At 49.6% G+C, this 14,494-nt stretch carries 20 protein-coding genes; 7 read left to right on the top strand and 13 right to left on the bottom strand.

Annotation, left to right across the window (positions count from 1 at the left end; all coding sequences use genetic code 11):
• Positions 1 to 112: 112 nt before the first annotated feature.
• On the top strand, positions 113 to 697 hold the full coding sequence (locus JI62_RS01255) for a hypothetical protein (protein WP_240513093.1): 585 nt from the start codon (positions 113 to 115) through the stop codon (positions 695 to 697).
• Between the two features lie 148 nt (positions 698 to 845).
• Positions 846 to 1,172, top strand: coding sequence for a TraR/DksA family transcriptional regulator (locus JI62_RS01250; protein ID WP_170938456.1), 327 nt, complete (start codon positions 846 to 848; stop codon positions 1,170 to 1,172).
• Positions 1,173 to 1,199: 27 nt separating this feature from the next.
• Here the strand turns inward: JI62_RS01250 and JI62_RS01245 are convergent, their stop codons facing one another.
• The 4 genes from JI62_RS01245 to JI62_RS01230 form a co-directional block, all read right to left on the bottom strand.
• Positions 1,200 to 2,201 (bottom strand): GGDEF domain-containing protein, encoded by a 1,002-nt coding sequence (locus JI62_RS01245; protein ID WP_088698424.1) that lies wholly within the window; start codon positions 2,199 to 2,201, stop codon positions 1,200 to 1,202.
• Between the two features lie 66 nt (positions 2,202 to 2,267).
• Complete coding sequence (locus tag JI62_RS01240; protein ID WP_088698423.1) at positions 2,268 to 2,753, bottom strand: hypothetical protein; 486 nt, start codon at positions 2,751 to 2,753, stop codon at positions 2,268 to 2,270.
• 269 nt (positions 2,754 to 3,022) lie between these two features.
• Positions 3,023 to 3,346: a chaperone modulator CbpM gene (locus JI62_RS01235; protein WP_088698422.1), complete on the bottom strand. Its 324-nt coding sequence runs from the start codon at positions 3,344 to 3,346 to the stop codon at positions 3,023 to 3,025.
• A gap of 3 nt (positions 3,347 to 3,349) precedes the next feature.
• Complete coding sequence (locus JI62_RS01230) at positions 3,350 to 4,291, bottom strand: DnaJ C-terminal domain-containing protein (RefSeq protein WP_088698421.1); 942 nt, start codon at positions 4,289 to 4,291, stop codon at positions 3,350 to 3,352.
• A 728-nt stretch (positions 4,292 to 5,019) separates the two neighbouring features.
• Here JI62_RS01230 and JI62_RS23165 point away from each other — a divergent pair.
• Positions 5,020 to 5,208, top strand: coding sequence for a helix-turn-helix transcriptional regulator (locus tag JI62_RS23165; protein ID WP_430750707.1), 189 nt, complete (start codon positions 5,020 to 5,022; stop codon positions 5,206 to 5,208).
• Here the strand turns inward: JI62_RS23165 and JI62_RS01220 are convergent.
• Positions 5,123 to 5,314: a hypothetical protein gene (locus JI62_RS01220; protein ID WP_088698419.1), complete on the bottom strand. Its 192-nt coding sequence runs from the start codon at positions 5,312 to 5,314 to the stop codon at positions 5,123 to 5,125. The two genes, JI62_RS23165 and JI62_RS01220, sit on opposite strands and share 86 nt — an antisense overlap.
• Here JI62_RS01220 and JI62_RS01215 point away from each other — a divergent pair.
• Complete coding sequence (locus JI62_RS01215; RefSeq protein ID WP_088698418.1) at positions 5,313 to 5,636, top strand: helix-turn-helix domain-containing protein; 324 nt, start codon at positions 5,313 to 5,315, stop codon at positions 5,634 to 5,636. The two genes, JI62_RS01220 and JI62_RS01215, sit on opposite strands and share 2 nt — an antisense overlap.
• Before the next feature lie 543 nt (positions 5,637 to 6,179).
• On the opposite strand, the gene JI62_RS01205 is transcribed toward JI62_RS01215, so the two are convergent.
• From JI62_RS01205 to JI62_RS01190, 4 genes are all read right to left on the bottom strand, one after another.
• Positions 6,180 to 6,836 (bottom strand): hypothetical protein, encoded by a 657-nt coding sequence (locus JI62_RS01205; RefSeq protein ID WP_088698416.1) that lies wholly within the window; start codon positions 6,834 to 6,836, stop codon positions 6,180 to 6,182.
• 882 nt (positions 6,837 to 7,718) lie between these two features.
• Complete coding sequence (locus JI62_RS01200) at positions 7,719 to 9,836, bottom strand: hypothetical protein (RefSeq protein ID WP_141101291.1); 2,118 nt, start codon at positions 9,834 to 9,836, stop codon at positions 7,719 to 7,721.
• 97 nt (positions 9,837 to 9,933) lie between these two features.
• Entirely contained in the window at positions 9,934 to 10,146 is a 213-nt protein-coding gene (locus JI62_RS01195) for a hypothetical protein (protein WP_088698414.1), read from the bottom strand.
• Entirely contained in the window at positions 10,143 to 10,322 is a 180-nt protein-coding gene (locus JI62_RS01190; protein ID WP_088698413.1) for a hypothetical protein, read from the bottom strand. The genes JI62_RS01195 and JI62_RS01190 overlap by 4 nt, the downstream gene beginning before the upstream one ends.
• Before the next feature lie 104 nt (positions 10,323 to 10,426).
• On the opposite strand from JI62_RS01190, the gene JI62_RS01185 reads away from it, so the two are divergent.
• From JI62_RS01185 to JI62_RS22545, 3 genes are all read left to right on the top strand, one after another.
• On the top strand, positions 10,427 to 10,816 hold the full coding sequence (locus JI62_RS01185) for a hypothetical protein (RefSeq protein WP_088698412.1): 390 nt from the start codon (positions 10,427 to 10,429) through the stop codon (positions 10,814 to 10,816).
• 64 nt (positions 10,817 to 10,880) lie between these two features.
• Complete coding sequence (locus JI62_RS01180) at positions 10,881 to 11,105, top strand: superinfection immunity protein (RefSeq protein ID WP_205737474.1); 225 nt, start codon at positions 10,881 to 10,883, stop codon at positions 11,103 to 11,105.
• Between the two features lie 393 nt (positions 11,106 to 11,498).
• The gene (locus tag JI62_RS22545) at positions 11,499 to 11,708 is read left to right on the top strand and encodes a helix-turn-helix transcriptional regulator (protein ID WP_170938454.1); all 210 of its coding nucleotides are present in this window, start codon (positions 11,499 to 11,501) and stop codon (positions 11,706 to 11,708) included.
• Between the two features lie 859 nt (positions 11,709 to 12,567).
• Here JI62_RS22545 and JI62_RS01170 read toward each other — a convergent pair.
• From JI62_RS01170 to JI62_RS23160, 4 genes are read right to left on the bottom strand one after another with little or no spacing between them, the layout of a single operon-like run.
• Positions 12,568 to 12,912, bottom strand: coding sequence for a helix-turn-helix domain-containing protein (locus tag JI62_RS01170; RefSeq protein WP_088698410.1), 345 nt, complete (start codon positions 12,910 to 12,912; stop codon positions 12,568 to 12,570).
• A 58-nt stretch (positions 12,913 to 12,970) separates the two neighbouring features.
• Positions 12,971 to 13,288, bottom strand: a complete 318-nt coding sequence (locus JI62_RS01165) for a hypothetical protein (RefSeq protein WP_088698409.1) — start codon at positions 13,286 to 13,288, stop codon at positions 12,971 to 12,973.
• 19 nt (positions 13,289 to 13,307) lie between these two features.
• Positions 13,308 to 13,640: a hypothetical protein gene (locus tag JI62_RS01160; protein WP_088698408.1), complete on the bottom strand. Its 333-nt coding sequence runs from the start codon at positions 13,638 to 13,640 to the stop codon at positions 13,308 to 13,310.
• Between the two features lie 56 nt (positions 13,641 to 13,696).
• Positions 13,697 to 13,996, bottom strand: a complete 300-nt coding sequence (locus tag JI62_RS23160; RefSeq protein ID WP_088698643.1) for a DUF4236 domain-containing protein — start codon at positions 13,994 to 13,996, stop codon at positions 13,697 to 13,699.
• Positions 13,997 to 14,494: the final 498 nt, after the last annotated feature.

The following is a 14,494-nucleotide window of genomic DNA, read 5'->3' as shown; positions in this document are numbered from 1 at the left end:
AGCTTCTATACTATTTTTCAGCCCTGGGAGGTAAAATCGAGGACCATAACAACGTTACAGTCAAACACCTCACAAAAACTTGAATGGATTCAAGTAGAAAGTAACGAGTGCTATGATTGACGTAACCAAGAGGCGAATACACAAGGTCTCTGTGTTTAACATGGAAACTGCAAGAGTGTCGCAGGTGCAAAATATAGCACACCTAAAAGCTAAAGAAATCAAAACTCTAACCAAAGCTGGAAAAATCATGTCAGTCGAAACTGTTCAACAATTGTTGAAGATGACGCGCTTATTACACACTAACTTAGCTAATAGCTTAGAAAAGGCATCGCTTTCAACAAAAAATGAAAAAGTGCTCATGCTGCTTGATTATCTATCACTACATGAAAAAGAGCTGAGCCGTGTCTTGGCACTGAGCGAGCAAGATGCCCAGTCAGCTGCCATTCACACATGGTGTATTGAGTACTTCGACAAGCACGCTATCGCCCTCGACAACATTGACTACAGCAACATGACCTTCGCAGAAATCATGCGCTCAATCGTCACCATACATAACAAAATCATAGAGCTTTATCGCTATTTGGCGCTACGTGCAGAGTCAGTAGTTGCAAATGAGCTACTGAACAACCTCCTCACTCTTGAACAGCACGAAGCAATGCGCATAGTTCGTGACGCGCAAGAGCTTGAAGATCTTTAGCACTCTAAATAAAGGTACTCACGAGTTTTATAAATTAACAAAGCTAACCTTGCATTAAAATAATTTCTGCCCAATACATGGACATTAGACAATGACACAAAATAAAGTGAAGATTACTTTGCTTTTCATTAAGCACTAAGGGTGTACCATGATTACAAATGAAAGAAGAAGAGCGCTTGTAGAACTCCGGGTAGAAACGCTCGAACGTATACAACGCTACGAAGCACATCAGCACCAGAGAAGGGATGCCTTAGATAAAGATTTGGAAGAACAGGCGTCCGAAATTCAGAGTGATGATATCGTCGACCTTTTGGAAAATGAAGCGCATGCTGAGCTTACGCAAATCGAAAAAGCTATCTCTCGTATTGACGCCCACGAGGGAGAGCTCTGTGAGGTGTGTGGCGAAGTAATCGACATTCACCGCCTCCAGGCCTTACCTTACGCGACGCGTTGCAACGAGTGCGCCATTTTATAAAGTGATGCGCTATTAATTCAGTACTTATCAGGCTGTGAGCGCATAAGAAGTACATTCAATACGGTTGCGGCCGTTTCGCTTGGCATTCAGTAGCAAGTGATCGGCACGGTTGATCAAATCATCAATGCAGCGATCATTCAGTTCAAGCGTGGCAATGCCAATGCTGACAGATAGCCTGGCACTCTGCAGAGTGTTACTCAGTCGCTCTGCTATCACCTGGGCGCCTTGGATATCTGTTTCAGGTAAGATGATGATAAATTCGTCCCCGCCGTACCGACCCACCAAATCCCAATCGCGCACCGTAGAGCGCATCGCATGGGCAAGCGTTTTCAGCATATGATCACCCGCCGCGTGCCCCTGCTCATCATTGATAGTCTTAAAGTGGTCAATATCCAACATCATCACACAGAGCGATAAGCCATAACGAGCAGCCCGCTTGAACTCAGTGTTAGCCAAATCAAGGAGATGGCGCCGATTATAAGTTTGCGTGAGGCCATCATGGGTAGCCAGGTAGGTCAGATGCAAATTGGTAGCTACCAACTCAGCGGTACGCTCTATAACCCGGCGCTCCACTTCTTGCTCGGAGTATGTCGCAATCTGCGTCATGCTGGTCATATCTGAGTTCAAGACGATACAGAGCAGATGCGACACTACCCCTGGTTGGTGCATGATAGGAAATAGAAGAAGCCTAAAGCTGCGCTGGTTACCCCCTGTATTGAAGCACCCACCCGCCACTTCAAAATTAACAGGCACTCCCCCTTTTACGCAGCGTGTGCAGTTTACGATCAACTCCTCAGCTAGAGGTGATGGAAGTAGATTTCGGAAAGGTTTACCCACACTTATTAGATGATTGCTAAATTCAGCAGGTTGCAGATGCTTAATCTCTTCAATGATATAGTGATTTCGTTCAGTAACACGTACGATCATCATCTCTTTAGGGAAACACTCCCAAAGGCTTTTAGCCACTGAATTAAAATCGCAATCAAAACAGCTAAAAAAATCCGGTTTATTACATACTGAAGAAAGCATGAACACACCTCACGGATATGAGCACCTATATGTACAAAACTCTATTTCAGATTTGAATGCAACAAGCTACTTATAAAAACCTATAGCCCGCTGTTCGCGACACTCCTGTATGATGCGAAACTCATTACTCTTCTGCGTTACAAATTCGAATAAAGTATTATGTAGCTCAGGAGTGGCATTGGTCTCTAGCAACCAGCCAAAAAAAGTACACGAAAGTTTAGCAGCCTCTTCAGCGCGGGCAAGAAGTTGATCTCCCATTTGATCATCCACTACAAAAAAATGCGGTTCTTTTGTATTGAGCAAAGGGCTTTTTTCTAACGCCTCAGTATTAACGCAAGCACAGAGATCCATTTTCCTAGCCACCTCTTGTAAATTACAAAGGCGGTGCACACACTCCATGCTAATCGCCGTCATCAAGCGACTAACCGATGAATCAAAAGGCAGAAAAGTAAGGGCTAGCCATTTATAGCGTTTTAGCTCACTAGCTTCATTAGAATAGGCTAAATTTAACTGCTCTTGAGGCAGAAGAGAAAGAGCTGCTAGATTATTCATGTTTACGACCTTTGGGTAATGAGAAAGAGACAAAGTGGTACCCACGGGTGCATACTAGAGTGGATAAAAGCCAGCTTTCTATGACATAGGTCAACTTTTATATCGCGGTTAAAAATATACAAAAAACCAATTAAAAAGGCCCAACCACCACCCTTAATTTTTTATTGTTTGCTTTCAACAAGATTAGGATTATCGTATTAATGCTAATATTGCATTTTCGCATAAACAAAAGCACTAAGTAGCACGGGCGACACCACTGCCTGCGCCCCCTATCGGGCAGGATTTCCGCAAAGCCCAGCAGCGCGCAATCGATCTTTAAGTCTCTGGTTTTCCTCAATTAGGTCGGCCGTTAGTGCGGCAAGTTCGGGCACGGCCTCAAAATCGCGTTCCAACTGATGCATCCGCCGGGCACGGATCAAATCAAAGCTGGTGAAACGCCAGCTCGCCACAAAAGGCGAGCCATCAGCCAGTAAGCCACGCTCAATACGCTCGATGACCCAGGAGGTTTCCACTGAGCAGGCACGCGCCAACTCTTCAAGGGACAGGGTCGCCTCATCAATTAGATCACCGCTAATAGTAGCCCGCTGTACCATGGCTTAGCCTCCCTTGCGTTGGCGCGGATTAAAAGCCATTTCCCGCGCCATGGTTTCATAGAGTTTCCGTGCCTTATCGCTATTGGCTGGGGGCAGTACGACCTCTAATTCCACATACAGATCGCCCGGCTCAGGCCCAGGAATACCACGCCCCTTCAAGCGCAACCGGCGCCCTGTTTGAGAGCCAGGAGGCACCTTTAGTTTCACACCCCCGGAAGGGGTAGGGATTTCAATGCTGGCACCTAACGCAGCCTCCCAGGGCGTGACCGGTACCGTCTGATGCACATCACGCCCTTCAACACGGTAAAGCGAGTTGGGGGTAAAGTGGATCTCAAGGAACAGATCCCCCGGAGATCCCCCGCTGACACCGGGGCCGCCCTGCCCCGTAAGACGGATATGCTGGCCCGCTTTAACGCCTTTGGGTATGCGCACGTTGAGGGTATGTTCTTTAGAACTGACGCGACCTTGGGCATCGGCCTGTGGCACAAGCAACGTGATCGGCCGGGTAGCACCGAGGTAGGCATCTTCGAGATCAATAACTACCTTGGCGTGACGATCTTCGCCACGCATTTGATAGCCGCCGGCGCCTCTTCTTGGGCGGCGCGCATGGCCGAAAATATTCGCAAAGAAATCACTGAATTCACCGAGGTCAGCCTCCTCGAAGCCACGGCCGCTGAACTCAAAACCTGCATCCCAGTCCGGAGGGGGATGGAAATCCTGGCCAGCGTCATACTGCTCAGCCAGTTGGTCATAGGCGAGACGCTTCTCGGGATCAGACAGCACTGCCTTGGCCTCATTGATTTCCTGCATACGCTGCTCGGCATCCGGCTCTTTGCTCACATCGGGATGAAACTTACGAGCCAGCTTGCGGTAGGCTTTTTTAATCTCCTCGGACGTTGCGGACTTCTCCACGCCGAGCATCTGATAATAATCCTTAAACTCCATGTTAAGAGCCTCCCGCAGTCGGAATGGGCTCCAGGCACTGTTCCGCCAAGTATCCCGGGTAACAAGCAGTAAATGACTCAAGGATAGTCGAGGTTCACCTTGCATGCTTACAAGTTTGGTCGGGAGCCACTGGGCGTCGTGCCGACGCCTCCCGCGGGTGCCTCAAACGCTCGCTGAACTCGCTTTCTCGTTACCACGCGCTACGGGATGTGCACGAAGCTGGAACGATGGGTTCTCGTAGCGCGTGGTAAGCCTAAGGCGCACCCGCGAAAGCAGCGCGCAGCGGTGCCGGGGTTGGCTGCATTGGGCCAGATTATAAGTTCTAATCCTTGGCCATCGTTGAGGGCTAAAATTTTCGTGCTCGGTTTGGTTGAGTTTATCTGTAGAGCGGTTCGTGCCATGGAGGCTTATACCGGACTGTATGCCACTTGGCAGCGGGATCTGGAAGGAACAGCGAGGAACAACGGAGAGCTAAAAAACCATGTATTTCAGAGTATTTTACTCTTTTTTATGCCTTCCCAGGACTTGTAAAGAACCCCAGTTGGCGTCCCTGGCAGGAGTACAACTTAACTCTCAAATGATTGATAAAAAACAAAAATACTAATTATAAAAATACTTCGCATACCTTACCGCATACCATTTGTAATTTGGTAGGCCCTTTTCTACTACCCTGCCATTGGAAAGCCATCTACCTTTTCATAGCGGTTTTTTTTGCAGGGGGATATACAATGCAACACCAATACGTAAGCACCAGCCAGCTATGCGAACGCTACGGCCGTTCATCGCGAACCATATACCGCTGGCAAAGAACCATAGGGTTCCCGAAACCTCTTATTCCTGGAGGCAATGGATCGGAATCTCGATGGCGTGAAAGCGATATTCAGGCATGGGAAGAAAAGCGGATGGACGATGGATAATAAATAGCACAGGTTTCCGCTTAAGCGCTTTCACCATACGCACTGCAGCAATAGCTCTATAAATTTCTTTACGCTCAACATTATAACCTGGCACAGGAGTCATCATGGCGAATCTTCTTACCGCCAAGGATGTTGCCAAAAAACTGTCAATCAGCCAGCGCAAAGCTTACTCACTGAAGAGAGTTATTGGCTATGTCCAAATCGAGGGCAATATCCGTTTCGAAGTTGAAGCTGTTGAGGCATATATTGCAAGTTGTAAAAGGAGCCCACTACCAGACCAGCACAGCAAGTGGGAAGCACGAGTAGGGGCTTCAGCAGGCTCAACATCCCGCAAGCATGTCACTGCAGCGGATATCAAAGCGCTCCTAGACCAAAAGAGGAAAGAGAAGCTGGAGTCACAGCATGCAAGAACGTTACGTGTCGACTAGTGAGCTTTGCAATCGCTATGACCGCAGCCGCAATACTATGCTTCGTTGGCAGAAAAGCAAAAGCTTTCCCAAGCCTGTAATCCAGGGTGGCCACGGCGCAGAATCACGCTGGCGCGAAAGTGACCTCAAGGCTTGGGAGGATAAGCAGGTATATGATTAGGCTAATACTAGCGGCTTCTTGGCTGGGCGTTGCGTTTTGTGGCCTTGATCGTTGCGATAGGCCGACGCAATTTGCGACCCCTTTGACATTATTATTCAAGTATCAGCCTGCACCGACAATGTGTGCTTTTGGTGGATACCTGCTAATGGATGAGTGCTTCCTGCTGAAAACCTGAATGGAAACCTGGGTATAAATTTAAGTAACTCAGCGATCACCGCCATTACCTGTGACTGACAGTCGATTGAGCTGCACTCAGCGTCGGACGATTCAGCGAGAAACTCCGAGCAGGTAAGCGGCTTCTTGTTAAGTGTATAGAGGTTTTTCCATCCCTCCTCCCCTCCGCAAAACCCGCCGTTGCGGCGGGTTCGAAGGTGACAGTTGCATCAATCAGGAAAGTTTCGGATTAACTTGTAGGTAATACCAGTGTTTCCAGCTTCAATTACCTCTAAAGAGGCTCCTTTGTAACTTATCTCGTCGGAGGTACTTAAATCATATTCTACTTCATTATTGAAAGCTGGTCTGGCGAGGCTTGAGCTAAACTCTCTATAACCAATGTTGATCTTATCCCCAATGCGACCATTGTATATGAGTGTCTGCTGAAAGCTGTCTTCTTGCTCAGATAGTCTTTTCGCCTTTGTGTAGGCACCAGCATAGCAAGCACTACCTCCAAAAGTAGTTATTACACATATTTCAGCATCGTCTTTTTTGGCAACTGCTAGCGCTTGAATTGGATCAGCAAAGGCTCCTCTGACCACGCCTGTAGGTTCATAAAAATCATTTTCCGTATCGTGCCCAATCTGACGATAGGTTCTATTAGGGATGTCATACATAGCCCCATCAATCATTTGGTTTACTCGGAGAACGCCCACCTCAACCATCGAGCCTTTCTCAACCATGTGCTCTCCCACGCCCACGGTCATAACTTCACCGATCTCAGGATAACTCACCCGATTAACCAGCTCTTCCCCCCCATTGTAGGAAACTGTTGTACAGCCCGTTAGAGAAATGAGGCTTAGTAAAACAAAAATCGCTTTTTTCATTCTATATCCCTTGCTTATTAGAGTAGCCCCATCAAAGGGGCTTTTTTAATCTCATATACACCTAAGATGCACTAAACCATCCTAGCGTTTTATGCCACCCACTAGCTATCGTACTTGTGGGGAATTACTTCATTTACAAAAAACATGACGTTGCTGCGAGCACGTTACTGCTCCGAAAACTATCAATGCCGACACTGGCATGTGCGACGCCGCCCGCCCGAAAACGCACTCTCAACCTATGCTTTTATCCCCCCTTCGTGGGGGTTTAATCTCTCACGGTTCTAAACTGACGATCAAGAAGGTCTAAAAGCGCCTGGTTATGCTCGAGGTTGTATGGTTGCTATGGCTCAGCAGGCTGCACGATCTTCCTTAGGCCCTGTGGGCAGCCCGCCATGCACCCGACACCTACGTCACGACGCTTGCAGGGCGTACCTGCTCCCGTCATAGCGCCGCAATGAAGCTCATGCAAGTCTTGATCATACGGTAGGTGTATCCCTTGCCTTTGCGCTTTGCACCACGCCTTTTACCGCCTCCTTAACCCTGCCTGATCGTCCATCTGGCACCTATGTCGGCACTTTGAAAGCCGTTGATTGTTTTTCAATCGCCCTTTTGTGGGCTCCAATAATCATCATTGTGGAAACCTCGCCAACTGTCCACGAAGCGTGAGCGTGTGGCTTCCTGTTGAGCCGAGCCCGCCAATTTGGCGTTGTGGGCGCACCTAGACCGGGTACACCTAGAAGTGACTCAGAGTCATATCAGGCTGGCCGGTCAGTGTGACCGTGCAGGGTGGTCGATTTGACCACGGCTTGAAGTGGGATAATCTCACATCGAAAAGTGATCCAGGCTCACAATTAGAACCCCGGCGTTAGCCAGGGCTGCGGGCTACCTGCCTCGGCGTGACATTCCGAAAGTTGACGCCAATTGCTCTGTATATGACCTTGAGCTGCCGCTGTTCAGGTCGTTTAGCATCACCTTGACAATAAAATCTCGCTGGTTTCTTTGCTCCACGGCGGCGGATGCTTGTTGTGGCTTGCCGTTGTTAATCACCTGGACATCGACGTTGATAGGCCCGGCACCACCTCCCTCGCCGCCGCGCTCTTCCCGTGCAATATAGTTATCAAGGCGATCAGCTTGGGGTGCATTGAGTACCCGCTCGCCCTTATCTAGAAGCCAGGTGCCTTCTCGGGGAATGCGGTCGATACCATCGTGGGCCATACCAGTAAGGGCTAAAGTGCTACTTAGCCCGTAAGCCGATGACATGCCCGCCATGGCCGGTACTGAGTTGGCACCGAATGACGCAAGGGACGCCGCAGCCGCTGCCGGTGCGTAAGCCGCTGCAATCGATGAGCCGGTGGCAATGGCTGAGCCGATGGCAGTCGCCTCAGTGCTCTTACCTAAAGCCAACTGCACACCATGATAGGCAGCCCACTGCCCCGCCATTTGTCCCAGCGTATTGATCGCCGTACGCCCCATGCCCTCAAATAGGTTTTGTGCTGCTTCACGGGCTGTCTGGCTATCGAAGACCATTCGCTCAAACGCGGTACCAAACCCTTGCTGGAATGATTCGGCGGTATTAGCAGCCATCTGGTCGAAGTCAGTAAAAGCCGTTTCAGCGGATTCGAGCCACTTGCCCCAATAATCCTGACCCTGATTGCCGACCACGTCCGCCATGGGATCAGTCGGCGCGCCCACTCCGCCACGGCTGCCGATCTCAGAGCCAAAGCCACCGCCGCCACCGTAGGCATCGGCTGCCGTTTGCGTGCTCATTTGGGCTTGCTGCAGCCGATTAAGCGCCTCTAGGTAGCGCATAACGCCCATCTCGCCCTTAGCCCATGCCATGGTTAGCAATTCTTGATCGTCGCGATAGCTTCGCTGCGAGGCTTCCAGCGGGAATAATCGATCTTGTATGGATTGGAGCGAATCAGAGAATAGGTCGGCTTCTTTTTGGGCGTCCTTTTGAGCCTTAGCCAGTTCATCGGCTGAAATGACAGCGCGATCTAGCTGCACTATTTCCGGCTCGGTGACTGGCAAGCCAGCTTGTTGCAGCTCTTTTTTGCGGTCGATCAGGGCGGTGTATTCCCCTCTTAGCTCGCCAAGGGCTACGATAGAGTCTTGCGCCTGAGGTGCGTCCGCCCCAAACATATCGATGCGCTGCTCAAGCCGCGCCTTAGTATCAAAAAGGGCGTTTAGCTCGGCGTCTATGCCTGCAATCGAGCGCTTAGCCTCGCCATCACGGAACGAATCCATAAAGACGTTGAAGCCCCGAGCCACGTTATTAATGCCGTAGCTAATGCCTTCCAGAGACGATTTCATGAGGTCATCGAATTGCGAGACGGCGCGCATTGTTTCAGTGCTTAGTTGCTGCCCTAACTGGCCAAACTCGCCGCGAATATCCTTTAGGCGCTGGATCTCCATTTGGCTCAGTATGGCACTTAGGTCGTCTGCCTCTTGCCCGAGCCGCCTCATCTCGGCACCGCCATCACGTAACAGCGGGATCAGGGCGGTTGCCTCATCAGCGACGCTTTCCATGTAAAACGTCATCTCTGCTTGGCTGAGGTTCGCCGCCTGCAAGCCGTCATAATACTTTTGCAGCGCCTGGGGCCCGGAAAGGTTGCGGAACTCCTCGGCAGTCACGCCAATTTGTGGCGCTATCTGCTCGAAAAAATCCTTCATCTCACCGCCGCCGGTACTCAGGAAGTCGCCAACACGATCGTTGGTATCCTTGAGAATATCGGCTAGCTTGTCTTGTTCCACCCCATAAGCACGCGAGGCGAAGGATAGGCGCTGAAAATCCTCGACGTTGGTGTTAGCCAGGCGTGATAAGTTGTCGATCTCTGCGGCTGATTGTGACGCTGAATGGGCGATAGCAGTGAACACCCCAGCTCCAGCACTCAGACCCATTATCGCACCACCCGCGACCGTGGCGAACCTCTCAACTCCCGCCAGGCGCCGCTGCATGTTCGTCATAGAATCAGCGGCGTCATCACCGGCGCGGTCCACCTCACTCAGCCTTTTTTCCATTCTATTGAGGCTTTGCTCGGCATTGCGGCTACTGATTATAAGTTCAAGCCTTGAACTGCTTCCCATAGCCTAGCCCTCAGTTATCCAGCCGCGAAGGGAGCAACCCTTCCGCACGCTTCAATAGGTCACGATGGTCGGCATGATTCATTTGGCCCATCTTTAGTTGCATATTAGCCATTGCTCTCACCATCCCAGCAGTTGCCTCTCGCATCTCGTCAAGCTCCTGACTCCCGGTATCTCGCATCCATTCCAAAGAGAGCACCATCGCGTTGATATCTTGGCCAATCATGCGCGAACCTCCTGGCGTTCATGGCTGACGCTAAGCATGTAGTCCAGCTCAATCAGCTTGGCAGCGGCAATCACGTCGCCACTATCCGCAGCCTTACGCAGTGTCAGCCAGCATTGATCAATAGCGCCTTTTCCCGGGCGCCGGTTGAGACCGCGCTTCCCTTTTGCTCTGTTCATTTGAGTTTCCTAGAAATTAAATTCCACAAAATTACGCTTACAAGCAATATAATAGCTCATATACTGGTTTTATATCAGGGTGTAATTAATAACAGGAGAAAGGCATGACTTATAGAATTGATAAGTACGAGCACGAGAAATTTGCATCTGGTAAGTGGGTTACCATAGAAGGCACAAGCCGGCTGAAAGTGGCTTACAAAGGGAACGCTGAGTACCTGGATCACCTCATGGAGGTAGAGAAGAAATACAGCCGGAAATACTGCAATGAGTTAACAGCAGATCAGCGAATGGCTATGCATTGCGAGGCCATCGCCCTAGGGATGCTCAAGGATTGGGAAGACGTGGGCGTGAATGGTGAAACACCTGCCTATACACCTGAATTAGGAGCAGAGGCGTTGAAACAAAACCCGGTGCTATTAGATTTCGTCAAGACGCAGTCTGGCAACCTAGATCGCTTTGAACGCGAGATTAGCGCTCCTAATGAGCATGATTAGCTGCTACGTTAACTCTCTGATCTGAATAACTAGGGGCTTGTACGATGAAATTAGGATTTCACTTATGGACGTGAACATGGCCTACAATCTGCCGATACACCCAATGCTGTTAATGGCTATCGTGATCGCGGTCTACTTCCTGCCGATAATCATTGCTGCCGTTCGTAATATGCGGCATGCCGTGGCTATCAGTGTTTTGACCGTAGTAGCCGGCTGGACATTCGTAGGCTGGGTAGTTGCTTTGGTTTGGGCGTGCATGGACAAGCCTGAACCCAAGAAGGAAGAGTGAAGCTTTCATATCCATTCATGTCTCGAACACGAAAGATGAGGCCGAAATCCCGGCCTTTATTTATGCATTACCTTAGCCGCTCTTAGCTTCTCATGGGGTTTAAAAGTTATACCCCGGCAGCCTTTCGCACATCCATACCCAACAGGCGGTATGCCAACGCCAGTCGCCCCAAAGCTAGAAAACCATCCCGCCATCCTCTATCCATAATCGCCATGTGAGCATTCTTTAAGCCGTTTCTCGATCTTTGCAGGTGCTCGCCTAGCGTTGAGTGTATCGCTGTCTAGAACTGCTCTATACGCTCTATACGCTCTATACGCTCTATACGCTCTATACGCTCTAATCAATAATGTCAGCCTGACTCATTCTTATCTCAACCAAGTAATGAGGCCTGCCATGAAAGAAAATATTCTAAATGTAGGTGAAGCAGCCAAGATGCTGGGCGTAGATCGCACGACACTCTGGCGCATGCACGCGAAGTACAAAATGATTGCGCCGCCAGCACGTTTCAGTATCGGCCGTACTGGCTACCTGCAATCTTACATTGAGCAGTGGATGCAGGATCGCATGAAGGAAGCCATTGAAGAGCTTAACCAATCAAAGTGATGCTACGGAGATAGCATCGCCAACGGGCGCAGCTTTTCGCCGATTACTGTTTGAGACGCTTAGCGCAGAGTGTGAACCTCAGAGCAGCGCCTAACCCGCGCCTGTTGATTTTGACCGGGAACAGTGGGAACAGCGGGAACAATGTTGATTGATATGATGTTTTCTGTTCCCACTGCTTATTATTCACCGGGAACAGGCGGGAACAAACTAGAGTGAGCAGTTTCGCGTCTATAAGGTTTCGAGGTTTCAAACCGCATAACCTCTTTTGAGATAGAGCTAGCTGGCGCTTTCATGCGCTCTTGAATCACAGCTTAAACCTGAGCATTCCTGAGCAAATGCGCTGCGTGAAGATAGTGCGTGAAAGCTGGACGACGCGCTTTCCATACGTAAAGCTCAAATTGGACATAATGCGCATTATTTCCAATTTGAATATGGCTTCAAATACACGCCTTGAGTTGGCTCATACTGACGAATGCGAACTTTTGCTGCGAACCATGATGCGAACTTACCACCAGTGCGCACTTCTGATTGCGCACCTATCGTGCGCACCAAGCTGCGTACCAATTCGTACCAATCGCTCGTGCCAAAATTCGTACCTTCATCTGGTTACCATCTCAAAGTGATTACCTTTACTGGTTAGTTGTTGGTTACCAGCACTAGCCATCTGGTGGATACCGCCCTGGATACCAGCAAGTGGATACTGGCGATCTGGTGGAAACCAGCGTGGAAACTTGCTGATGGAAACCACCAGCAATAGAGCTAGAAAGGTGTAGAGAAAACACTACGCCCACTTGAGGTTTTATGAGGTTCTAAGCGCAACGCGATTCGCTTATGAAGCGTGACTTTTCACTACCAGCAATTATTTTTTTGGAGCAGTCGTTAGCGTCTTCAGCAGCTCATCCAGACTATTAGATGCTTGGCTTGCCGCACTGGCGTGATTCTCGCTGCGAGAATTGCCTTGTACGTGGTGACGTGCAGCTTTTCCTCGATTATGCGTATCAGGTGCGGTAGATGCGGTGTGACTGGTTTCCTCAAAGGCACGAGAGTCGAGTTCACCGAGCCTTAAAATACTTCCCATAGTGACGCGCCGGCCTTTCCCTTCGCCCGCGACGTTAAGTCGCCCATCGCGTACCATCTGGCGAACAGTCCAGTGGGAAACACTGAGCATTTCGGCGGCTTCGCGGTACGTAACCAGCGCTTTCATTTGCGCTTCCTCGTATAGGAAAATCCGCCGTAGCGGGTCTTGGATTTGGTTTAACATGCTACCGCGATAAAGCTTCTATCGTCGTCCACAGCTCTACAGGTTGGCCTCCAATGAAGGCGCGTACCTTAACTTTACCCCTCAAAATCTTAGTATCGATTACTGATACCTGAATACCAGAGCGCGGCACAACGCATCCATTATTAAGCAGATACTCAATACCGGCTGTGTTTCGACTTACGGCAGCATCGATTATTTGATCAAGTAGGTTTTCGGTAAGGCAAGCCGGTTGGCCATTGCCGTTAAATTGACGGGCCTGGGCATTGCTTGAGAAAACTATCAGGGTAACTGCTATGGCTATCATAAAACTGCGCTTCATGTTGTGCTGCCCCTTTGTGTCAATACTCGCAAAGCACAGTGCTGGGAGCCCTGCTGCTAGTTTGGATAAGGCGTGGCTCAGTATTCCCATTACAGCCATAACGTCGCCAGGCGATATCACAGGCATTACTTGCATCATCCATAGCAGCGTATAGGCCATCCATATACTGGGCGCCATCACGCACAGCCACTCCAAACCTGGCATCCACTTTACGCTCAGTATCAACGCGCACTTGCAAGCCAGGGCACATACCAGCCGCTTGCAGCGCATAGCCAAAGTGATAAGAAATATCTTCCTGCGCGCTTGCCGTAGTTGCACATAGCGCCAGTGCCGCCGCGATAATTAGCCTCATCTTTCCACCTTTATTGATAATCAGAGTAAAAGCTTTATGTAAGCACCTCGCTGCCACTACCAACCGAACAACCAGATTAGAAGAAAGAAAAAGACCACGCCGACGACTACAGCCACAGCCCACTCAGCACCCGAGTAATGCTTTTGCTTTTGTGGTGCGCGCTGCGACCTAGGCTTATCAATGCGATCTGAGTAAGAAAGCCCAGTCCCTGGGGCGCTAACTCGTGCTCGCGTGCCTTTTGAGCCGATGTTGTAGCCACCGTACTTATTGCCAATACTCACGCTAGAGCTTTTCTTGCCAAAGTTGACTCGCACTCCCGGAGCGACCTTTACTGACTTTCGAAATTTTAGGCCCATGATCATTTCCCCTTGAATCTTTTTGTTATGCGCCGCTATGAGCGCTCTAATCTATCTTAGCGTTACAAGTTAATTGCTAGCCATAGGACTTGTGTTGAATAACATCTTTTTTGGTGCCGTTCCGTTAAGAGTGCAGCCTCTTTACGCTCGCCGACCTTGCCTCAAGGGCCCATGCTTGTACGCGCGCGTACTGATCCGAAAATCATCAGACTGAAAATATTGCTCACGCGACAAGGTGTCGGCAAATCATCAACCTTAATGACTCTACTCGCGTAACGACTGCACAAAAATCTTCATCTAATCGACAGAAATCACCCTCTCAATACCAACTTTTATCACCCCCTCATGGGGTTTAGCTCACCCTAGCCTAATACCCACCGGCTTTAGGTGCTTATTCATTATCTCAACCATCTCGGGGTCTTTGGCTGGATCCCTGAATTCAACTAATAAGTGCAGCACCTGCGGTTTCTAGTGCTCTTGAGTATTCACCTAAGAACA

Origin of the sequence: Halomonas campaniensis (assembly GCF_002211105.1) — a bacterium.
Classification (GTDB): Bacteria; Pseudomonadota; Gammaproteobacteria; order Pseudomonadales; family Halomonadaceae; genus Vreelandella; species Vreelandella campaniensis_A.
Note: the sequence above shows the minus strand (reverse complement) of the source record. Positions and strands in the feature narration are given on the sequence as shown.